This is a genomic window from Citrobacter sp. RHBSTW-00859 (assembly GCF_013729795.1).
In the GTDB taxonomy this organism is placed as follows: domain Bacteria; phylum Pseudomonadota; class Gammaproteobacteria; order Enterobacterales; family Enterobacteriaceae; genus Citrobacter; species Citrobacter braakii.
The window spans coordinates 4968679-4988800 of record NZ_CP056284.1 but is presented as its reverse complement, the minus strand read 5'-3'; the positions used below and the strand labels follow the sequence as shown (position 1 = coordinate 4988800).

Here is a 20122-nt window from a genome sequence, read left to right as displayed (position 1 = left end):
TTTCTCTAGTTAAAATGCAATATTGGGTTCATTTGCTGATGTAAAATGCGGATTATGAAAATGCCATAATCCGCATTTTGATAAAAAATTGCATGTTGGCGGTGGTTGTATTGACGGGTGCCTTCCTTAATTTCAGAGCTGTTGCGACCCATCAAAGGGTTTTTCTCTAATAGTAAAAAAAGCTGCTCCATCTCAGTCGTGTATTTATCTGCATGTTGATAACCGAATTTTCTCCAGGTGTATTCATAGATAGATTCAAAGTCTTCGACTGCCCGATTAGAGAGTTTATACATTCAGACTGCGCTTCTTCCTGAGCGCGACCTCCTGTAGAGTCAGGTCGCTTGTGCCACTGTGTATCCCATCCTCCAGCGCGTCGCGTAATGCATTATTTCGCAATTCTTGTTCCTCCAGCAAACGCAATGCCGAACGAACAACTTCGCTGGTGGAGCCATAGCGCCCACTTTCAATCATTTCGTTAATAAAACGATCGAGATGCTCGCCGATTGTAATGCTGGTAGTTCTGGGCATAAGTTTGTCCTTTGTGTTATCTATTCACACAAGATAACACCCGTGGACGAAAACATAAACAACCCTAACGGCCAAGCCGCCAGGCCACATCTCGCATAACATTTCGTGCCGCCTGGCTCACTCCTGCCAGCTGGAAAAATCCGTGGATAACGCCAAGATAGCGTTGGCAGGTACACTCCACGCCCTGCTCCAGGATCCGTTGATACAGGGCCTCACCCTCATCGCGCAGTGGGTCGAATTCGGCTGTAATGATGTGCGTGGGCGGCAGACCGTTGAAGTCTTCACGCCAGACTGGGCTGGCTTCGGGATGCCGCAGGTCGGTTTGCGGCAAATACATCTCGTAGCCCGAAAGCAACGTGTCACGCGTGATAATGTAATCCTGCCCATTTCGGTCGTAGCTCTCAAACCTGGCGGTTGCGTCCAGCATCGGGTAAATCAGCATAAGCTGCGCAGGTTGCCATTGATTGGCAGCTTTCAGGCGCAGTGCAGTGACCAGCGCCAGATGCCCGCCCGCGCTGTCGCCAGCAAGCGTAATTCTGCCGCGGTCGACACCCAGTTTCTGGGCATACTTCCAGATAATATTGGCTCCCGTTTCAGCGTCGTTATGTGCAGCCGGGAAAGTATGCTCTGGCGCAAGGCGATACTGCACCGCAATGACTCGACAGCCGCTGTACCAGGCGAGCTGCCTTAGCTGGTTATCATGCGTCGCGAATCCACCACTGACAAAGCAGCCACCGTGATAATAGATAACGCAGGGGAGATTTCCCGTGGCGTCCCGCGGCGAAACAACGCGAAATGTCATTGCATCGAGTTCAATATCTTCAACCTGTACGCGGGTTTCAGTTTCTCCTGCCAGTACCGTGCTGGCAATGTAGCCTGCTCTCCGGTCATCAATATTTTGCTCGCGCGAAGAAGGGCGTCCCGCCGCGATAAATGCCTCAACCAGCTGTGCAATCCCGCTTTCCAGTGCCATTTATTATTTTCCTTATCTGTATGGATATACAGTTTTATAACCTGGATAGCCACGAATGAGAATGGGAAAAGTGACGGGTGTACGATTCTGGAAAGCGGCTCGCAAAAGTAAAAATCGTTCGCGTGAAGGCTATTTTCTCGCTTTTCTCGGGTGTATGTTGTGTGGAAATTAATCGCCAATGATATACTGGAGGTATATGTGAGTATGATGGCTGGGATGGATATGGGCAGAATTTTACTCGATTTATCAGACGAAGTGATCAAACGTCTTGATGATCTCAAGGTGCAGCGTAATCTGCCGCGGGCCGAGCTTTTGCGGGAGGCTGTTGAACAGTATCTTGAGAGGCAGGATCAAGCTGAAACGACAATTTCACGTGCTCTTGGGCTATGGCAAGGTTGTGAGGAAGATGGCGTTGATTATCAGCGTAAACTCCGTGAGGAATGGTAATGGTCACAGGATCTGCGCTTTTTGATACCAACATCCTCATCGACCTGTTTAGCGGGCGAAGTGAAGCAAAACTAGCGATAGAAACATGGCCGCCGCAGAACGCAATCAGCCTCATTACATGGATGGAGTTGATGGTGGGCGCAAAAAAATATCATCAGGAATCTCGCACACGCGTTGCGCTAGGCGCTTTTAATGTGATCGGTGTTTCACAGGATATTGCTGAACGAAGCGTGAGCATCAGGCAGGAATATGGGATGAAATTGCCGGATGCCATCATTTTGGCCACTGCGCAGATTCATCGTCTTACACTGGTTACGCGTAATACCAGGGATTTTGCAGGCATATCCGGCGTGGTCACACCGTATACGTTATAACCCGGGCGACCTGCGCCGCCCGGTAGTGCGAAGAACTTACTCCCCTTCACCCGGGAACAGGAACGGGTTGATGGAGCTGCGGGCAAAGCCCTCTTGCTCCATGTGTGCGTCCAGCATCAGTGAAGCGAGATCGTCGGCTACGGCCTCGACTTTCGGGTCTTTTTCCTGATAGAGAATCTTCAGGTAAGTCCCGCAATCGCCGCAGCTTTCAGCTTTAATTGCCGCCTGTTCGTTATCCAGCGACCAGTAGTTCAAATCACGGCTCTGCTCGCAGTTGCTGCACTTCACGCGCACCACGTGCCACTCGGTTTCGCACAGGTTGCAGTGCAAATAGCGCAGCCCCTGAGTGGTACCGATTTGCACCATGCTGGAGACCGGCATTGAACCACACACCGGGCAGTACTGACGCTGTTCGCCGTATTCCGCACGGGCTTTGCCGGGGATCAGGCTCGCCATCTGCGCCCAGTAGAGCGACAGGGCAGCCCAAATGAACGGTGCTTTGTCGCTGCTGACGGAGGCGAAATCGGAGGCAAACAGCGCGCTGGCCATCAGTTCCAGCTCCTGCTCCGAGGCTTTTTCCAGATTCTCGATCACGGCCAGCGCAGGGCCGCTCATTTCCGGCTTCAGCTCAGCAATTAGCGATTGCAGCAGTTTTTGCCAGTGCTTGTCGCGTGGCAGAACGTGGATATCCAGTGGCGGTTTGCCCTGATCGTTCGCTTCTTTGATGCGAGCGGTCAGATCCATCTGCAGCGGATGGTCGTACAACACCACTTCCTGCGCGTGAGCGATCAGCGCGGCAAAACGCAGGTAATCACCCAGCGGGTTGTTCTCGGCCAGCTCGCGCAGACGTTCAGCGCGGCGGTTATACAAATTTTTGAGTCTGGGGAATAATAACGGCGGAATCATATCCGCCGTGCGTTTCTCGCTCTTCTCCAGCTCATCTTGCGGGATTATGCGAATACTCATTCAGATGACTTTTCCTGTTTCTGGCGGACTTCACGGTACCAGCGCGGGTGATGTTTCTTCGCCCATGAACTGGTAACCCATCCTTCCACCATCGCGGTAATGGTGCCTTTCACCCAAAGGGCGGCGTAAATGTGCACCATGATAACCACAATTAACGCTACTGCGGCAAATGAATGCAGCATTAACGCGAATCGGATCACCGGGATTGAGAAAGCAGGCGCAAAATACGGACGCCAGATGACCACTCCGCTCACCAGCAACAGGACCAGGAAGATAATCGCCGCCCAGAATACGCATTTCTGGCCGAAGTTATAACGTCCCGTGTCACCTACTTCCTCGTTGACGACAATCTTACGAATATTCTTCGCCCAAAAGATATCATCCCGATTGATTAGATTGTGGTGCCAGTAACGGAAAAACATGATGATAAACGAGGCAAACGTGATCACGCCGACAAACGGGTGCACAATTCGCGCCAGTTGCGGCGTGCCCATGATGTGCATCAGCCAGTTAAAAGACGGGAAGAGAAAACCCATCCCGCTCACTGCCGCCAGAATGAAACAGAAGGCGGTGATCCAGTGGTTGATGCGTTCCGGCGCCGTGTAGCGCACGATGGTGTCACGTCGTTTCATTTGCGCACCTCGTCTTTTTCTTCATGCAGATTGTCTTCTTCCTCTTCCGCACGGTTCGGGCCTACGCCGACGTAGTGGAAGATACTGGCCGCAAATGTCGCTGCAAAGCCGACGGCTGCGAGAGGTTTCCAGATGCCTTTCCAGAACTTCACGGTGGCGCTGATTTCCGGGTTCTCCGGCAGACCGTGGTACAGATTCGGCTTGTCCGCATGGTGCAATACATACATCACGTGCGTACCGCCAACGCCTGCCGGATCGTACAGACCTGCGTTTTCGTAACCACGCGTTTTCAGCTCCGCCACGCGCTCACCGGCCAGCGTTTTCATCGACTCTTTAGTGCCGAAATGAATTGCGCCGGTTGGACACGTTTTCACGCAGGCTGGTTCTTGTCCGACCACTACACGGTCAACGCACAGCGTACATTTGTAAACGCGGTTGTCTTCCGGGTTGAGGCGCGGCACGTCGAACGGGCAGCCCGCGATACAGTAGCCACAGCCGATGCACTGCTCGGACTGGAAGTCGACGATACCGTTGGCATACTGAATGATTGCTCCTTCGGCCGGACACGCCTTCAGGCAGCCCGGATCGGCGCAGTGCATACAGCCATCCTTGCGGATAAGCCACTCCAGTTTGTCGTTTTGTTCCACTTCCGAGAAGCGCATTACCGTCCAGGATTTAGCGGTCAAATCAGCCGGGTTGTCGTACACCCCAACGTTGTTGCCCACTTCATCACGGATGTCGTTCCATTCTGAACACGCCACCTGACACGCTTTACAGCCGATACAGGTGGTGACGTCGATAAGCTTCGCCACCTCTTCCTGATGGTCCCGCGCCTGAGGCGCGGGGGTGAAACCGTTAGTGGCGGAACGACGAATGATGTCTTGCGATTGATAAGCCATAGGTCGTCTCCGTTACACCTTTTCCACGTTCACGAGGAAGGACTTAAATTCCGGCGTCTGCGTGTTCGCATCACCGACGAATGGCGTTAACGTGTTAGCGATAAAGCCTTTTTTCGCCACACCTTCGTAGCCCCAGTGAATCGGGATTCCGATAGTGTCGATATCCTGACCGTTGGCCTTCAACGTGCGAATACGTTTAGTCACCACCGCTTTGGCTTTAATGTAGCCACGGTTAGAGGAGACTTTGACGGTATCGCCATGAGAGATACCGAGCTTATTCGCCAGCTTCTCGCCAATTTCCACAAACTGCTCCGGCTGGGCGATAGCGTTAAGCAGCGCATGCTTAGTCCAGTAGTGGAAGTGCTCGGTCAGACGGTAGGTCGTACCGACGTACGGGAACTTATCCGCTTTACCCAGTGCTTCCGCGTCACCTTTAAAGATACGTGCGGCAGGGTTAGAGATAACGTTCGGGTGCAGCGGGTTAGTCCCCAGCGGCGTTTCAAACGGCTCGTAGTGTTCCGGGAACGGACCTTCTGCCATCTTATCGATAGCAAACAGGCGTCCCATCCCTTCCGGCTGCATGATGAACGGCCCAACGTTGCTGCCCGGCGCGGCGGCACTGTAGTCTGGAATATCCATCCCGCTCCATTTCGCCCCGTCCCATTTCAGGATCTGACGTTTTGGATCCCACGGATTCCCCTGCGGGTCTGCGGAGGCGCGGTTATACAGAATGCGGCGGTTGAGCGGCCACGCCCATGCCCAGCCCAGCGTATTGCCAAGGCCTGACGGATCGGCGTTATCGCGACGTGCCATCTGGTTGCCTTCCGGCGTCCAGCTACCGGCAAAAATCCAGCAGCCGCTGGAGGTGGTACCGTCGTCACGCAGTTGGGCGAACGAGCTAAGCTGTTGGCCTTTCTTGACGATAACGGCACCGGTGGCCGGGTCGGTAATGTCGGCCAGGGCTTTACCGTTGCTCTCCATCGCCACTTCTTCCGAAGCCGGTTCGTGTGGGGTGGAGTAGTTCCAGGTCATGCTCAGCACCTGTTCCGGGTTCGCGCCACCCTGTTCGGCATACATCTTGCGCAGACGCAGGAAGATACCGGCGAGGATTTCACCATCGGTAACGGCAATCCCCGGGGCATCCGCACCTTTCCAGTGCCACTGCAGCCAGCGACCGGAGTTGACGATAGAACCGTTCTCTTCGGCGAAGCAGGTGGACGGCAGACGGAATACTTCGGTCTGGATTTTCGACGGGTCAACATCGTTTGACTCACCGTGGTTCTGCCAGAAGGTGGAGGTCTCTGTGTTGAGCGGGTCGATGGTGACCAGGAACTTCAGTTTGGACAGTGAAGCCACAACCTTGTTTTTATTCGGGAATGATGCGACCGGGTTAAAGCCCTGGCAGATATAGCCATTCACTTTGCCCTGGTTCATCATCTCGAAGTACTGCAGGACGTCGTACCCTTTATCCCACTTCGGCAGCCAGTCGAAGCCCCAGCTGTTTTCCGCTGTCGCTTTATCGCCAAAGAAGGCTTTCATCATCGAAACGAAGAATTTCGGGTAGTTGCCCCAGTAGTTCACCTGGCCTTCCAGCAACGGTTTTGGCGTGTTGGCGGCAAGGTAAGTTTGCAGGTCAGTTTGTTTCTCGCTTGGCAGCGTCATGTAGCCCGGCAGGCTTTGTGACAGCAGACCTAAGTCGGTCAGACCCTGAATGTTAGAGTGTCCGCGCAGGGCGTTAACGCCGCCGCCTGCCATCCCCATATTGCCCAGCAGCAACTGGATCATCGCCATGGTACGGATGTTCTGCGCACCAACGGAGTGTTGCGTCCAGCCCAGTGCGTACAGGAACGACGCGGTTTTATCTGGGCGGCTTGTTTCTGCGATGTACTCACAGACCTTCAGGAAGTCGGCCTTTGGTGTACCGCAGATATTTTCTACGACGTCCGGCGTGTAGCGGGAGACGTGCTGTTTCAGCAGGTTCCATACGCAGCGCGGGTGTTGCAGGGTGACATCGCGTTTGGCGAAGCCTTTTTCATCCAGTTCGTAGTTCCAACTGGTTTTGTCATACTTGCGTTTGTCCGCGTCGTAGCCGGTAAACAGGCCATCTTCGAAACCGTAATCCTCACGCACGATCAGGCTGGCGTTGGTATAGGCTTCAGTGTATTCGCGGTTGAATTTTTCGTTGTTCAGCAGGTACAGCAAAACGCCTGACAGGAAAGCAATGTCAGTACCGGAACGAATCGGAGCATAGAAATCAGCCACCGCCGCGGTTCGCGTAAAGCGCGGATCGATAACAATCAGCTTCGCGCCGTTGTGAATTTTGGCTTCCATCGCCCAGCGGAACCCGACCGGGTGAGCTTCAGCGGCGTTACCGCCCATCACCACAACGAGGTTGGCGTTTTTAATGTCGACCCAGTGGTTGGTCATCGCACCGCGACCAAATGTTGGAGCAAGACTTGCTACCGTTGGTCCGTGTCAGACGCGTGCCTGGTTGTCGACCGCGAGCATACCAAGCGCGCGGGAGAATTTTTGTGTTAAATAGCCGGTTTCGTTACTGGAAGCGGAAGCACACAGCATCCCGGTGGAAAGCCAGCGGTTAACGGTTACGCCTTCGGCGTTTTGTGCAACGTAGTTAGCGTCGCGATCTTCTTTCATCAGCTTAGCGATGCGGTCAAATGCCTCATCCCAGCTAATCTGTTGCCACTTATCAGAGCCAGGTGCGCGGTATTCCGGGAATTTCAGGCGGCTTTCAGAGTGGATGAAGTCCACAAGTCCTGCCCCTTTCGGGCACAGTGCGCCACGGTTCACCGGGTGATCCGGGTCCCCTTCGATATGGAAGATGGATGCTTTGGCGTTTTTTGCTCCGTCACCGAGACTGTACATTAACAGTCCACAGCCAACGGAACAGTAAGTGCAGGTGTTACGGGTTTCGCGGGTGCGCAGCAATTTATATTGCCGTGTTTCCGCTAGCGCTACGCCGGGTGCAAAGCCCAGTGCCGCTGCCGTGGTGCCTGCCATACCGCCAGCGCAGATCTTAAAGAACTGCCTTCTGCTGACCTGCATGGTTCGCTCCTTGTTTCGACATTGTCACGTTCCCTTCGTTTTCCTATAACGCGAACGCGAGGGAAGTGGTTGTTATTTTTCTTTGCGGACGGGACCGCAAAGGTCCAGAATTGGTTGAATTTCCCTCCGTCCAGGAGGGGTTTGTAAAGAATACCACAATGTTGGTATGCGTGTTCCAATACGGTTAAAAGAAAGTGAATAAAATTATTCAAGAAAACATCAAGAATGTGACATCTCCGACAGGATCTCGTCAGTTGACCCTCTGGAAGCGCGAGGACTTGCAACATCCTCAGCCAGATGAGGTAGCTGAGGAAGTGCCTGTGGCACTGGTATACAACGGGATTTCACACGTGGTGATGATGGCATCACCGAAAGATCTTGAGCACTTCGCGATGGGTTTTTCACTTTCTGAAGGCATTATTGAGTCCTCGCAAGATATTTACGGGATGGACGTGGTGCCTTCCTGCAACGGATTAGAAGTGCAGGTTGAGCTGTCCAGCCGGCGCTTTATGGGGCTGAAAGAGCGTCGTCGCGCACTGGCCGGTCGGACTGGCTGCGGTGTTTGTGGCGTGGAACAACTTAATGATATTGGCAAACCGGTCCAGCCGCTGCCGTTTACCCAGACATTCAATCTGGCGCATCTCGATAACGCCTTAAGGCATCTCCCTGATTTCCAGCCTGTTGGGCAACTGACAGGCTGCACGCACGCGGCTGCCTGGGTACAGCCGTCAGGTCATCTGGCGGGCGGACATGAAGATGTTGGACGTCATGTTGCGCTGGATAAACTGCTGGGACGACGTGCGATCGAAGGGGAAACCTGGCAGCAGAGCGCGGTATTAGTCTCCAGCCGCGCCAGCTACGAGATGGTGCAGAAGTCGGCAATGTGCGGCGTGGAAATCCTGTTTGCTGTTTCTGCGGCGACAACGCTCGCTGTTGAAGTTGCCGAACGCTGTAACCTGACGCTGGTGGGTTTTTGCAAACCGGGCCGGGCGACGATTTATACACATCCCGAGCGTCTGATAACTGAGTAACCAGTATTCAATTAATTTGAATAAGACTGGCAAATCCTTCCGCTTTTAGTTGTGCGATGAGATGGCTATTATTTATCACATCAAGGCACGGTGCCTTAATCAAACAACTAAGTTAAAGGGTTTATATCATGAAAAGCATCAAAACTTTTGTCGCAGTTATCGCTCTGGCTACTTCTTTCGGTTCTTTCGCTGCTCAGACAGTTACCGCAACTGGTTCTACACTGGAAAGCGCTGAAGCAAAAATTGCCGCTCAGGCTGAACGTGCAGGTGCCAGCGATTATAAAATCACTCAGGCATACACCGGCAACCGCGTGCACATGACCGCTGAACTGCTGAAATAAAATACCTCAGTACTGTCGAAAGAGCGCCCTTGAGGCGCTTTTTTCATTTCCGGTATTCACTGCCTGTGCAATCCGATAAACGCGTTATAGTCTTTCAATCCCGCAATAGTTTCTGCCGGATGGCTGCTCAGCACGCTGGATAAATAACTGAAGATTTTTAGCTCATGCCGCGCCTCGGCGGCGGCACAGGCGATCAGGACATGGCTGACCGGTTCGTTATTCACCAGAATAGGGTGTGCGAGGGTAATAAAGAAACCACGAAAGCGGCGCTCCTGTTCGCTCCAGCAATGAGGAATCGCCAGGCGATTCACGATCAGGTTTTCACCTTCATGCTCCCGGGCGCAAATGCGCAGCGCTTCGTCCTCGGTGATATGGCTCTGTGCCACAAGCTGGCCGCAGATCCGGCCGATGATACTCTGCCAGCTTTCGGCCTTCATATTGGCGTAATGGAAGCTGCCCGGCTGTAAAAAGAAACGTTCGGGCTGCTGGCGGATAAAGGCCGTTGCGAGGAAGTGTTTAATCTGCTCGGTACCTGCGGCGGTGATGATGTTCTTGATAGTTAAGGTATTTTTTATAGATTCATCAAGTAAATAGTGACTATTGTTGATGATTAACAGTGGGGTGATTTCTTCACTGATGGCGCTGATTTCACTCGTATTTCGCGCAATGATCACCCGACAATTCAGAACATCTCGCTCAATGGCCTGTTGGTTGATGGTGGCGATAGCATTCTGGTCGGATAACAAAATGACCGGCTGGCGCTCGTTTTGATGGCGCTCCAGGGCGCAGGCGAAGTAAAGCCCGATGAGGTCGCTATCGAACAGTGGGATATCCAGTTTTTCACGCAACAGGGCAATAAAACGCAGACTCAAATCGAAGGCGGCAGGCCAGGTCGACTTCAGGTTGTGCATACTGCTCTGGCGATGTTCCGGTACCCAAACCGGGGCAGAGACGCATCTCAGCAGGTGGCCGGTAATATTATCAACCAGTTGGGTATCGATAACGTTCAACGCAGCGATGCCGGGAACGCTTTTTAACAACAAGGTCACCGCATCGGCAGAAATTGTCATTGCCTGCCGTTGTCTGATTTCCAGAAGGCCGATCAGTGTTCTGAAGGCGTTCTCGCCCAGGTAGACTCCCCCTTGTTCCACCGCATTTTTCAGTGAAACATACCGACACTCCGGCCATGATCCGGAGAGCTGGTTACGCAGGGCATAGACGGCCAGCACCAGACTTGCCAGGTACTCTCCCGAGATGAGCGGGAATTCATTAAGTTTTTCACATGCTGCATTGAGCCTGTCGATGTTGTCCCGGGTAATACCCGGCAGTGGAATTAAGAGGGGATCTTTTTTAAGCAGATTCGCCAACAGGATAATGCGCTTTTCTTCCGGTTCATCAATGAAATGACCGACGCCCGGGCGACTGGCAAGACAAAAGGCGCGCTCATAGCGCTGCTTCAACCGTGGGAGACGATCGGCCACCCAGGTTTCAGGTAAATTGAGCGCCGAAGCCAGCTGTACACGCGGTGTAAAGGTATTGAGCAGAAGAAAGGCCAGCAACCGGTCATCATTATCATGGCGTTGCAGAAGCTGAAAATAACCGCGTCTGTCGACAATTTCCAACTGATAGCCCGCACTGCCACCGGGCTGAATGCGGGCCTTACCGCTGAGGGTAAAATTGAGGTAGTCAATATCGCGCAGGATGGTTCTGCCTGAAACGCCAGTTTGCCGCGCCAGGTCGCCCAGCAAACACGGCTGCTGTTCAAGAAGATCCACCAATTTTAACTGGCGTTCCGAAAGCATTAACTCTCCCGGCGAAAGTCAGTAAGCGCGCGGACCTTTTCGGTCGACAGCGAGGTGAGCAGTTCCCGCACCAGCGTAAACAGCGCGTCGTAATCCGATGCGGAAATCATGCCGCTGTTGGCGTGGAGATAGCGAGTCGGCAGGCATAGTGCCGCCACCGGACGACCGCCGCCCATAACGTTATAGCGTCCACCGTCCGTCGCCCCGGTTTTCATGGTGCAAAACTGCAATGACGCACCGCTGTTTTCTGCACACGCTTTTAATGTGGCAACCAACTGCTGATTAGGGAAATAGCGCTTATCGAACAGCATCAGCCCTGGGCCCTCGCCAAGCTTGAGTGGGTATTTAATGCTGTCGATTCCGGGCACATCGCCCGCAACCGCAGTATCCAGCACGATCACCACATCGGGCTTGATATGCTCCGCTGAGGTTTGCGCCCCGCGTAGACCCACTTCTTCTTCCACGCTGCCCACGCCGTACAGGGTAATTTCAGGGTTATCCACGGTTTGTAAAAGCTCGGCCATCAGGGCGCAGCCGACACGATTATCCAGCGCTTTGCCGACGATCTTATCTTCGCCCCAGTGAGCGAAATTGGCTTCCGGGCTAACGAAATCACCGATCGCAATACCGCGGTTTTCTACTTCTTCGCGGCTGTTGGCACCAATATCGATGAACATTTCGTCAAATGTCAGAGGTTGCTGTTTCTGCTTTTCCGTTAAGGCGTGCGGTGCTACGGAGCCGATTATACCAGGGATTTTAACGCCCTTGCGGGTACGGATGGCGACCCGGTGGTTCAGCATCGACTGGCTCCACCAACCGCCAATGGTGGTGAAGCGCAAAAAGCCGCTTTCGTCGATATGCGTGACCATAAAGCCCACTTCATCCATGTGACCAACGATGGCAACCTTCAGCCCACGGTTGCCCTTGCGTGCGACAAAGCTGCCGAGGCCGTCAAAAGTGATTTCATCGACGCTGGAATCCAGCGCATTAATGAGAAGAGTGCGAACTTCCTGCTCATCACCGCTGACGGCGCTGGCTTCGCATAACTGCTGAAGTAACTCAATGTTCATGGGCAAGCTCCTGCTGTGCGGCTTTACGTTTCAGCCACAATCCTTTCAGGATGATAATTAACGAAATGTTCAGCGCCAGACCGATAGCCAGCACCAGGTAAAATGACCCCACCGGAGACATCAGGCCAATCAGCGGATCAAAGATACCTAAACCCGGCGCGAGACGTTTGATTCCAAAGGCGATGACCAGCATGCCGGTAATACCACCGGAGAGCGTATTGGCGGTAATCATCGGCAGCGGCGCGGCCAGCGCATAGGGGATTGCCGGTTCGGTGGCGACGGTGGCACCCACCACAATCGCACTGCTGGCGGCGGCCTTCTCCTGCTGGGTAAACAGTTTTGGCGCTAAATAGGTAGCGATACCTGCCGCGACGGGCGGCATCAGCGCCACCACGCCGACGATGGCGTACCAGTCATAGATATGTTTTTCCAGCAGTGAGAAGCAGAAGAACCAGGCCGTTTTATTGATTGGCCCGCCCATATCAAATGCCAGCATTGCGCCAACGAGGAAGGCTGCGCCCATTTTCATTGATGGTGGAATGGTGTTCAGGAAGTGCAGCAGCCCCCCCATGATGTCGGACATCACCGGGCCGATGACGTAATAAGTCAGTACGCCAAACACCAGCAAAGTGACAAACGGGATCAGCATGGAGCCGAGCAGCGGCTGCAACGCTTTGCCGAGCCGAACCTTGCGAAACCAAAGCACAAAGTAGCCAATTGCCAGCCCGAGTACGACCGCGCCGAGAAACCCCGCGCCGGACTGGGTGCCGAGAAGACCTTTATCGTTCGCCAGGTAACACACCAGAAACGCTGGGGCAAAAGCGGGCTTATCGGCAATCGACCACGCGATGTATGCCCCCATAATGGGGATCATAAAGGTGAAGCCCAGATAGCCGATGGATTCAACAACCCAGGTGAACGATGGCGCACCTTTCGACATATCGGCATAGGGCAAACCGAACTGCACCAGCATATTAGCGATGGCGACCAGAATACCGCCGCCAATAACAAACGGCAGCGCGGCGGAAACGCCAGCCATCAGGTGGCTCATCACGCTACCGTGCTGGACCTCCTGTTTTCCCAGCTTCACGCTGCTATCAGTGGCAAAAAGTTGTGAGTGAGTCGGTAACTGCGTAAAAATCAGGTCGATATTTTTCAGCGCCTGGGAAATGGCTATTTCATAGACTTTTTTCCCGGCGAAACGCGCCCGGTCTTCACCGCTCAGGCCGCGACCTGTAGCCAGAATAACGTAATCGGCAGCGGCAATTTCTTCACTGGTCAGTCGGTTTTCGACGCCGCTTGAGCCCTGGGTTTCGACTTTAATCGTATGGCCGAGCGAGCGCGCTTTTTGCTCCAGCGCTTCTGCCACCATATAAGTGTGGGCGATACCCGCCGGACAGTTGGTAATCGCCACTAAACGCAAGGATGACTCCATAGCCGCTTCCTTATGAGGTTAAGGTCTGATTGAGCAGGGCGAGCACCTGGTTGGTGTCGCCTTGCTTCAGTTGGTTGATGAAATCTTGATGGATAATTTTGCGGCACAGGGTGCCGATAATTTTGACCTGATCGTCCTCGCCCGTTTGTGGCACGCCGAGGCAGATCCAGCAGTTAACGTCCTCGCCGTCGCTGGCTTTCCAGTCCACTTTTTCTGATTTGCGCGCGAACAAGACGAAGGGGCGTGTGATACAGACGCTTTTACCGTGTGGGACGGCAATGCCCGAACCAAAGCCGGTGGAATGCAGCTTTTCGCGTATCAGCAGCGTTTGCAGGAAGGCGCTGCGGTCAGAGACGTAGCCATTTTGAAGCGCCATATTCGCCAGTTGCTTGAGGATGGCATAAACGCTATTCCCCTGAATATTCAGGTCAATGCAGTTAGCTGTAAGGGCTGTCATGATGGGACTCCGTTAAAAACTGTTTGATTTGATTTTAACGGTGAGATGGTGAAGAGATGAGCAGCAATATGTCAGCGGGAAGTGACAATTTGAGGCAGAGTTAGCGCCTGGTTTTGTGGGGTAAAACACATAGCGCTACAGGTGATTACCCTGATGAATATTTCGCCAGGGTAATTATATTCTTAGTGTATACCCACCATTCGTAACAGCGCGGTTACCACCGCAGCGGCAACGATCACCACGATCAGCGGCATCTTACGCCAGGCGAGAAATACCGCAAAAGCCACGCCGAGTACGCGCGCCATTCCGGCAAAGTGTTCGCCCTCGTAAAAGGTGGTCGCCAGCGCAACGGAGAACAGTAATACCGTTGCGGCGTCGGAAAGCAGCGCCTGCGAGCGTTCTGAGAACGCTAAACGGCTTCCAAGCTTGGCTCCCCCTAAACGCATTAAATACGTTCCCAGAGATAACATGGCGATACCGACGATAAACAGCGTCATGTTGCCCATTATTTTTTCCTCGTCAGTAAGCCAAAGAGTGAGAGCAAAACCGGTAAACCGACCGGCGCAAAGGGAATGGCGGCAAGCGACAACGTGGCGCCGCTACAGGCACGAATCAGCGTAGTGCGGTTTTTGAATGCCGGGACGACCAGAGCCAGCAGAATGGCAGGGAAGACGGCATCCAGACCGATGGTTTCCGGGGCAGGGAGCAGTTTGCCGACGCCTGCGCCGATCAGGGTGCCAACAGGCCAGAAAATTGCGACGCCCAGACCGCACAGCCAGTAGGCGGCTTTACGTTGCTCAGGCGTTTTTTGCGACAGGCCAAAGACCACGCTTTCGTCGTTCATAATATGACAGCCGAGGAAACTGGCAGCCCGGGTGCCTACCAGATCGCGCACGGTGACGCCGAACGGCACATGTCGGGCGTTAACCAGTAAACCGGCAGCCGCAGCCGCCAGTGGATTACCACCGCTGGCGATAATGCCGATAAACATAAACTCGGACGCGCCCGCCAGCACAGTAATAGAGAGTACAAACGGTACCCACAGCGGGAAGCCGTAGGCCATCGCCAGCGAGCCGTATGACATGCCGACTACACCGACGGCCAGACAGACTAAAAATATTGCTTTTATCGTGTCGCCTTTGAGACTGGAAAAATAATGTTTCATACCGTTTTAGCCATATCGAACGAGTTTCCATTATAATGAACGCGACCAATTGGCTTTACAAGTCGAACAATTCGTTCGATATAAAAAACATGGAGTCGTGAATGACCCAGCCCATCAGTATGATCGCGAAAAGTCTGGTGCGTGAACGTCAGCGCACTGGTTTGTCGCTGGCGGAGATTGCCCGTCGCGCGGGGATTGCAAAATCGACACTCTCGCAATTGGAAGCGGGCAATGGAAATCCTAGCCTGGAAACGCTCTGGTCGCTGTGTGTGGCGTTAGATATTCCCTTTGCGCGCTTGCTGGAACCGCAGGAGCAAAAAACGCAGGTGATTCGCCGCGGCGAAGGGACAAAAGTCGTGGCTGAGCAGGCCCACTATCAGGCCATTTTACTGGCCGCCTGCCCACCGGGTGCGCGGCGGGATATCTATCTGCTGCTGACGCAGCCGGGCGCGGATCGTATTTCACAACCGCATCCACCGGGATCGGTTGAACATATTATCGTAACGCAGGGTAAGGCGATGGTGGGATTGACGGAAGCGCCGGAGGAGTTAGGTGAGGGCGATTATATTTGTTACCCCGCCGATCAAGCGCATATCTTTAAAGCACTGGAGCCTGACACTCAGGCGATTCTGGTTTCTGAGCAGAGTTAATTGAACGCTTATTAAATAAAGGCACGGCGATTGTCGTTCGCGCCTTTATTATTTTTAATTATATTTTATTGTTATTCATATAAAATTGTTTTTATTATTTTTCGTTAATTTCAGCACTATTGTTATATCCCTCACATTCTTAATTATATCTACGTTACACATAATAAAATCAGTATGATAATAAATATTAGCCTGCACTGGTGCCACGTTTTAATGTTCTGAATTTATTTCAGTCATCGGTATCGTATTACCTATAAAAATATTTTTTGGATTTGCATGTTGCGCGTCTTCCGGTCGGAAGACGTTGGACGATCTTTATTTCAAGGAAAGCAAATAATGAAGAAATCGACGTTAGCTTTAGCAATAGGTCTATTATTAGTGGCAAATAATGGTAATGACTCCAACTTACTGATAGTGTTTTATGTTCAGATAATGCCCGATGACCTTGTCATGCAGCTCCACCGATTTTGAGAACGACAGTGACTTCCGTCCCAGCCTTGCCAGATGTTGTCTCAGATTCAGGTTATGTCGCTCAATGCGCTGAGTGTAACGCTTGCTGATTACGTGCAGCTTTCCCTTCAGGCGGGATTCATACAGCGGCCAGCCATCCGTCATCCATACCACGACCTCAAAGGCCGACAGCAGGCTCAGAAGACGCTCCAGTGTGGCCAGAGTGCGTTCACCGAAGACGTGCGCCACAACCGTCCTCCGTATCCTGTCATACGCGTAAAACAGCCAGCGCTGACGTGATTTAGCACCGACGTAGCCCCACTGTTCGTCCATTTCCGCGCAGACGATGACGTCACTGCCCGGCTGTATGCGCGAGGTTACCGACTGCGGCCTGAGTTTTTTAAGTGACGTAAAATCGTGTTGAGGCCAACGCCCATAATGCGGGCGGTTGCCCGGCATCCAACGCCATTCATGGCCATATCAATGATTTTCTGGTGCGTACCGGGTTGAGAAGCGGTGTAAGTGAACTGCAGTTGCCATGTTTTACGGCAGTGAGAGCAGAGATAGCGCTGATGTCCGGCAGTGCTTTTGCCGTTACGCACCACCCCGTCAGTAGCTGAACAGGAGGGACAGCTGATAGAAACAGAAGCCACTGGAGCACCTCAAAAACACCATCATACACTAAATCAGTAAGTTGGCAGCATCACCCAAATAATGGCTTTGCTAAAACGCAAAAAATGACTCTGGAACAGCGGCTCGAACAACTGGAGGCTCGGCTGGAAGCTGCGGAAAACCGCGCGGCAAAAGCGGAAAATCAGGTGCAGCAATTGCAGGTACAGCAGGCTGCGGAGATCCAGGAAATTAAAGTTGCTCAGGGGAATACGCCAGTCAACGGCACTACGCCCGCACAAGAGACCAAAAAGAACGCCACCACCCCTAACCTGGTGCTCTCCGGCTATGGCGATCTGAAAATCTACGGCGACGTGGAATTCAACATGGATGCGGAAAGCAACAAAGGCGTGCTGGCGGCAACCAATTCGAATGTGGGCGACCCAACCAATGAACGCTGGGATCTGAACGGACGCATCCTGCTGGGCTTTGACGGTATGCGTAAGCTGGATAACGGCTATTTCGCCGGTTTCTCAGCGCAACCGCTGGCTGACATGACGGGTTCGGTCAATCTTGATGACGCCGCTTTCTTCTTCGGTCAGGAAAATGACTGGAAAGTAAAAGTCGGTCGTTTCGAAGCTTACGATATGTTCCCGCTGAATCAGGATACCTTTGTTGAGCATTCAGGGCATACCGCCAACGATTTGTATGATGACGGTAGCGGCTATATCTACATGATGAAAGAAGGTCGTGGCCGTTCAGATTCCGGCGGCAGCTTCCTGATGAGCAAACAGCTCGATAACTGGTATTTCGAGTTAAATACCCTGCTGGAAGATGGTACCTCGCTTTATCAGGATAGCCGCTATCATGGTCGTGAAATGTCGCAGGAGAAAAACGTGGCTTATCTGCGCCCGGTCGTCGCCTGGACACCGGTGGATGCGCTGACGATTTCTGCGGCCATGGAATCGAACGTTATCAATAACGCCTATGGATATACCGATGCTCAGGGCAACTTTGTCGATCAGTCCGATCGTACCGGTTACGGTATGACGATGACCTGGAACGGTCTGAAAGCCGATCCGGAAAATGGCCTGGTGTTTAACCTGAACACCGCTTATCTCGATGCGGATAACGAAAAAGATTTTACGGCGGCGGCCAACGCTCTGTGGAAGCGCTTTGAACTGGGCTATATCTATGCTCATAACAAGATCGACGAATTTAACGGTCTGATCGATCACGATGATAATGACTGGTTCTACAATGAGGGCACTTACGATATTCATACCATTCACGCGTCTTATTTAATTCCGAACGTGATGGATATGCAGAACTTTAATATTTATCTCGGCGCTTATTATTCGATGATTAACAGCGATAACAGCAATCCGGAGAATTATACCGACGACGACGACCGTTACGGCGCGCGTCTCCGCTTCAAATACTTCTTCTGATTTTCCGTTCTCAGGCGCCTGGATTCAGGCGCTTTTTCTTAGAGCCTGGTCATCAGGCTTTTATTTTCCCACCAAGTTATTTTTGATTTTGAACTTGTCGGCGCGGTTGTAGCTACACGAGTAGTTAAATGCAGTCCCGTCTTCCAGTTTGGTGACGCCGGAGACTTTCAGCATCGGTATGCCTGAGCAGGTGCTGGGTTGTGAGGAAAAGGCGTGGATGACAAAACGAACGCAATGCTGCTGACGGGAGAAAAAGGTTTCCTCCCCCGTCAGGGGAGGAAACAGAGCGGTTAAGGCAGATAAAACACTTCTTTTAGCTCAGCGCTGACCGGGCTGTTGTCCGGGTTTGCCGGCATTACATCACGCATATGCTTCCACCAACGCTGGCAAACATCGGTGCTGGCAACGGCGTTCCAGCGATCTTCTGACTCAATCTCGACGGTGGCGAACAGCAGGTTGCGTTCCTGGTCGAGATAAATCGCGTAGTGATGGGCACCGTGCTCTTTCAGCACCGCTTCCAGTTCTGGCCAGATGGGATTGTGCCGACGTTGATACTCAACGTGCGCGTCGGCATTCACCTGCATCACAAAGGCCTTGCGGATCATAACGCCTCCAGATACAGCTCGCGGACCTCATCGCGGCTGGCAGTGCGCGGGTTACACGGCGCGCATGGATCGGCCAACGCTTTATCCAGCCAGCCTTCAATATCCTCTTTCGTCACGCCAAGGGAACTAAAACCAGCCGGAATACCTACACGCTTGCTCAGGGCACGAATCGCGGTGATGGCCTCCATGCTTGCCGCTTCGTCGCTCATCCCGCGGGTGTCCACGCCCATCGCCTGCGCCACTCGGGCAAAACGCGCCACGGCGTTCGGGCGGTTAAAGTTTTCGATGATCGGCAGCAGGATGGCATTGCAGACGCCGTGCGGCAGGTTGTGGGTCGCGCCTGGCTGGTGTGCCAGCGCATGCACCAGACCCAGACCTGCGCTGTTGAATGCCATACCCGCCAGATACTGACCAAACGCCATTTGCTCACGGGCCTCGAGGTTATGACCATCGTCGACCGCTTTCGGCAGCCACAGGTTGATCAGGCGAATTGCTTCCAGGGCGTTGGCGTCGGTGAGCGGATGCGCGCCAACGGAAACATAGGCTTCCACCGCGTGAGTCAGGGCGTCCATGCCGGTTGCGGCGGTAACGGAGGCTGGGATTTCCAGCATCACGCTGGCGTCATCCACGGCGATATCCGGGATGATGTTCGGGTCGATGATCACCTCTTTGACCTTACGGGCAGAGTCGATAATGACCGCGTTGCTGGTCATCTCTGCTGCTGTACCAGCAGTGGTATTGATGGCAACCAGCGGCACGCCCGCATTTTTCACTTTGCCCACGCCGGAGTAAGCGGTAGAAGGGCCAGGGTTGGCGGTCAGGATCTTCACCGCTTTGGCGGTATCGATCGGGCTACCTCCGCCGAAGGCGATAATATAGTCACATTCTGCCCCCTGATATGCCGTAAAACCTTTCTGTACCAGCTCTTCTGTCGGATTCGGGAACACCTCATCAAACAGGTGGTAAGACATTTGATGTTCATCCAGTGCGGCAAACAGGCTATCCAGCAGGCCCAGCTTCACCAGCTGACCATCGGTGACGATCAGTGCTTTGCCCCATTGTTTATTCGCCACGAGATTCACCATATCGGCAATCGCGCCGGCGCCATGCAGGCTAATTTTTGGCAGTGCCAACATAAAGCTCATCACTATTCTCCTTAAAAAAAATCCCTGGT

The 20122-nt window shown here is 53.2% G+C and carries 22 protein-coding genes; 6 read left to right on the top strand and 16 right to left on the bottom strand.

Annotated features, from left to right (window positions below; genetic code table 11):
* Nucleotides 1-5 precede the first annotated feature (5 nt).
* From HV302_RS25115 to HV302_RS25105, 3 genes are all read right to left on the bottom strand, one after another.
* Complete coding sequence (locus HV302_RS25115; protein ID WP_181626728.1) at nt 6-293, bottom strand: type II toxin-antitoxin system RelE/ParE family toxin; 288 nt, start codon at nt 291-293, stop codon at nt 6-8.
* Nucleotides 286-528 carry a type II toxin-antitoxin system ParD family antitoxin gene (locus HV302_RS25110; RefSeq protein WP_016155179.1) on the bottom strand — a complete coding sequence of 81 codons (243 nt, stop codon included), beginning with the start codon at nt 526-528 and terminating at the stop codon, nt 286-288. Before HV302_RS25110 ends, HV302_RS25115 begins: the two co-directional genes overlap by 8 nt.
* 64 nt (nt 529-592) lie before the next feature.
* Nucleotides 593-1501 (bottom strand): alpha/beta hydrolase, encoded by a 909-nt coding sequence (locus HV302_RS25105; protein WP_181626727.1) that lies wholly within the window; start codon nt 1499-1501, stop codon nt 593-595.
* Between the two features lie 204 nt (nt 1502-1705).
* On the opposite strand from HV302_RS25105, the gene HV302_RS25100 reads away from it, so the two are divergent.
* A complete protein-coding gene (locus HV302_RS25100) occupies nt 1706-1948 on the top strand; it encodes a CopG family transcriptional regulator (protein WP_016155181.1) in 243 nt (80 codons plus the stop codon).
* Nucleotides 1948-2322 (top strand): type II toxin-antitoxin system VapC family toxin, encoded by a 375-nt coding sequence (locus tag HV302_RS25095; RefSeq protein WP_016155182.1) that lies wholly within the window; start codon nt 1948-1950, stop codon nt 2320-2322. The genes HV302_RS25100 and HV302_RS25095 overlap by 1 nt, the downstream gene beginning before the upstream one ends.
* Before the next feature lie 36 nt (nt 2323-2358).
* Here the strand turns inward: HV302_RS25095 and fdhE are convergent, their stop codons facing one another.
* From fdhE to fdnG, 4 genes are read right to left on the bottom strand one after another with little or no spacing between them, the layout of a single operon-like run.
* Complete coding sequence (gene fdhE, locus HV302_RS25090) at nt 2359-3288, bottom strand: formate dehydrogenase accessory protein FdhE (RefSeq protein WP_003028685.1); 930 nt, start codon at nt 3286-3288, stop codon at nt 2359-2361.
* A complete protein-coding gene (gene fdoI, locus HV302_RS25085) occupies nt 3285-3920 on the bottom strand; it encodes a formate dehydrogenase cytochrome b556 subunit (RefSeq protein ID WP_181626726.1) in 636 nt (211 codons plus the stop codon). The genes fdhE and fdoI overlap by 4 nt, the downstream gene beginning before the upstream one ends.
* Nucleotides 3917-4819 carry a formate dehydrogenase O subunit beta gene (gene fdoH, locus HV302_RS25080; protein WP_003028691.1) on the bottom strand — a complete coding sequence of 301 codons (903 nt, stop codon included), beginning with the start codon at nt 4817-4819 and terminating at the stop codon, nt 3917-3919. The genes fdoI and fdoH overlap by 4 nt, the downstream gene beginning before the upstream one ends.
* Before the next feature lie 12 nt (nt 4820-4831).
* Nucleotides 4832-7882: a formate dehydrogenase-N subunit alpha gene (fdnG, locus tag HV302_RS25075; protein ID WP_087121869.1), complete on the bottom strand. Its 3051-nt coding sequence runs from the start codon at nt 7880-7882 to the stop codon at nt 4832-4834.
* A 194-nt stretch (nt 7883-8076) separates the two neighbouring features.
* On the opposite strand from fdnG, the gene fdhD reads away from it, so the two are divergent.
* Together fdhD and HV302_RS25065 are read left to right on the top strand one after the other, a co-directional pair.
* Nucleotides 8077-8913 carry a formate dehydrogenase accessory sulfurtransferase FdhD gene (fdhD, locus tag HV302_RS25070; RefSeq protein WP_181626725.1) on the top strand — a complete coding sequence of 279 codons (837 nt, stop codon included), beginning with the start codon at nt 8077-8079 and terminating at the stop codon, nt 8911-8913.
* A 128-nt stretch (nt 8914-9041) separates the two neighbouring features.
* A complete protein-coding gene (locus tag HV302_RS25065) occupies nt 9042-9254 on the top strand; it encodes a DUF1471 domain-containing protein (protein WP_003825262.1) in 213 nt (70 codons plus the stop codon).
* A 56-nt stretch (nt 9255-9310) separates the two neighbouring features.
* Here the strand turns inward: HV302_RS25065 and HV302_RS25060 are convergent, their stop codons facing one another.
* From HV302_RS25060 to HV302_RS25035, 6 genes are all read right to left on the bottom strand, one after another.
* Nucleotides 9311-11056 (bottom strand): putative frv operon regulatory protein, encoded by a 1746-nt coding sequence (locus HV302_RS25060; protein WP_181626724.1) that lies wholly within the window; start codon nt 11054-11056, stop codon nt 9311-9313.
* Entirely contained in the window at nt 11056-12126 is a 1071-nt protein-coding gene (locus tag HV302_RS25055) for an aminopeptidase (RefSeq protein ID WP_181626723.1), read from the bottom strand. Before HV302_RS25055 ends, HV302_RS25060 begins: the two co-directional genes overlap by 1 nt.
* The gene (locus HV302_RS25050; protein ID WP_047357775.1) at nt 12116-13561 is read right to left on the bottom strand and encodes a PTS fructose-like transporter subunit IIBC; all 1446 of its coding nucleotides are present in this window, start codon (nt 13559-13561) and stop codon (nt 12116-12118) included. The genes HV302_RS25055 and HV302_RS25050 overlap by 11 nt, the downstream gene beginning before the upstream one ends.
* A gap of 10 nt (nt 13562-13571) precedes the next feature.
* On the bottom strand, nt 13572-14018 hold the full coding sequence (locus HV302_RS25045; protein WP_047357774.1) for a PTS fructose transporter subunit IIA: 447 nt from the start codon (nt 14016-14018) through the stop codon (nt 13572-13574).
* Between the two features lie 182 nt (nt 14019-14200).
* Entirely contained in the window at nt 14201-14524 is a 324-nt protein-coding gene (locus HV302_RS25040) for an AzlD domain-containing protein (protein ID WP_016155190.1), read from the bottom strand.
* Entirely contained in the window at nt 14524-15183 is a 660-nt protein-coding gene (locus HV302_RS25035) for an AzlC family ABC transporter permease (protein ID WP_016155191.1), read from the bottom strand. Before HV302_RS25035 ends, HV302_RS25040 begins: the two co-directional genes overlap by 1 nt.
* 101 nt (nt 15184-15284) lie before the next feature.
* Between HV302_RS25035 and HV302_RS25030 the strand changes: the two genes are divergently transcribed.
* Nucleotides 15285-15833 (top strand): helix-turn-helix domain-containing protein, encoded by a 549-nt coding sequence (locus HV302_RS25030; protein ID WP_016155192.1) that lies wholly within the window; start codon nt 15285-15287, stop codon nt 15831-15833.
* Between the two features lie 405 nt (nt 15834-16238).
* Here the strand turns inward: HV302_RS25030 and HV302_RS25025 are convergent.
* A protein-coding gene (locus HV302_RS25025) for an IS1 family transposase (protein ID WP_223429336.1) occupies nt 16239-16936 on the bottom strand; the annotation gives its coding sequence in 2 pieces (ribosomal slippage) (nt 16239-16687 and nt 16687-16936; 699 coding nt in all).
* An 84-nt stretch (nt 16937-17020) separates the two neighbouring features.
* Between HV302_RS25025 and HV302_RS25020 the strand changes: the two genes are divergently transcribed.
* Nucleotides 17021-18343: a carbohydrate porin gene (locus HV302_RS25020; protein ID WP_181626722.1), complete on the top strand. Its 1323-nt coding sequence runs from the start codon at nt 17021-17023 to the stop codon at nt 18341-18343.
* Between the two features lie 290 nt (nt 18344-18633).
* Here the strand turns inward: HV302_RS25020 and rhaM are convergent, their stop codons facing one another.
* Nucleotides 18634-18948: an L-rhamnose mutarotase gene (gene rhaM, locus HV302_RS25015; protein ID WP_049269664.1), complete on the bottom strand. Its 315-nt coding sequence runs from the start codon at nt 18946-18948 to the stop codon at nt 18634-18636.
* Nucleotides 18945-20093 (bottom strand): lactaldehyde reductase, encoded by a 1149-nt coding sequence (fucO, locus tag HV302_RS25010; RefSeq protein WP_016155196.1) that lies wholly within the window; start codon nt 20091-20093, stop codon nt 18945-18947. Before fucO ends, rhaM begins: the two co-directional genes overlap by 4 nt.
* Between the last annotated feature and the right edge of the window lie 29 nt (nt 20094-20122).

Excerpts from the sequence above, each read along its gene's own strand:
- HV302_RS25105 (WP_181626727.1), bottom strand. The coding sequence starts at position 1,501 with ATGGCACTGGAAAGCGGGATTGCACAGCTGGTTGAGGCATTTATCGCG.
- HV302_RS25020 (WP_181626722.1), top strand. The coding sequence starts at position 17,021 with ATGACTCTGGAACAGCGGCTCGAACAACTGGAGGCTCGGCTGGAAGCT.
- HV302_RS25065 (WP_003825262.1), top strand. The coding sequence starts at position 9,042 with ATGAAAAGCATCAAAACTTTTGTCGCAGTTATCGCTCTGGCTACTTCT.
- HV302_RS25060 (WP_181626724.1), bottom strand. The coding sequence starts at position 11,056 with ATGCTTTCGGAACGCCAGTTAAAATTGGTGGATCTTCTTGAACAGCAG.
- HV302_RS25050 (WP_047357775.1), bottom strand. The coding sequence starts at position 13,561 with ATGGAGTCATCCTTGCGTTTAGTGGCGATTACCAACTGTCCGGCGGGT.
- HV302_RS25040 (WP_016155190.1), bottom strand. The coding sequence starts at position 14,524 with ATGGGCAACATGACGCTGTTTATCGTCGGTATCGCCATGTTATCTCTG.
- HV302_RS25115 (WP_181626728.1), bottom strand. The coding sequence starts at position 293 with ATGTATAAACTCTCTAATCGGGCAGTCGAAGACTTTGAATCTATCTAT.
- HV302_RS25030 (WP_016155192.1), top strand. The coding sequence starts at position 15,285 with ATGACCCAGCCCATCAGTATGATCGCGAAAAGTCTGGTGCGTGAACGT.
- HV302_RS25110 (WP_016155179.1), bottom strand. The coding sequence starts at position 528 with ATGCCCAGAACTACCAGCATTACAATCGGCGAGCATCTCGATCGTTTT.
- HV302_RS25035 (WP_016155191.1), bottom strand. The coding sequence starts at position 15,183 with ATGAAACATTATTTTTCCAGTCTCAAAGGCGACACGATAAAAGCAATA.
- HV302_RS25055 (WP_181626723.1), bottom strand. The coding sequence starts at position 12,126 with ATGAACATTGAGTTACTTCAGCAGTTATGCGAAGCCAGCGCCGTCAGC.
- fdoH (WP_003028691.1), bottom strand. The coding sequence starts at position 4,819 with ATGGCTTATCAATCGCAAGACATCATTCGTCGTTCCGCCACTAACGGT.
- fucO (WP_016155196.1), bottom strand. The coding sequence starts at position 20,093 with ATGAGCTTTATGTTGGCACTGCCAAAAATTAGCCTGCATGGCGCCGGC.
- rhaM (WP_049269664.1), bottom strand. The coding sequence starts at position 18,948 with ATGATCCGCAAGGCCTTTGTGATGCAGGTGAATGCCGACGCGCACGTT.
- HV302_RS25095 (WP_016155182.1), top strand. The coding sequence starts at position 1,948 with ATGGTCACAGGATCTGCGCTTTTTGATACCAACATCCTCATCGACCTG.
- HV302_RS25045 (WP_047357774.1), bottom strand. The coding sequence starts at position 14,018 with ATGACAGCCCTTACAGCTAACTGCATTGACCTGAATATTCAGGGGAAT.
- fdoI (WP_181626726.1), bottom strand. The coding sequence starts at position 3,920 with ATGAAACGACGTGACACCATCGTGCGCTACACGGCGCCGGAACGCATC.
- fdhE (WP_003028685.1), bottom strand. The coding sequence starts at position 3,288 with ATGAGTATTCGCATAATCCCGCAAGATGAGCTGGAGAAGAGCGAGAAA.
- HV302_RS25100 (WP_016155181.1), top strand. The coding sequence starts at position 1,706 with ATGATGGCTGGGATGGATATGGGCAGAATTTTACTCGATTTATCAGAC.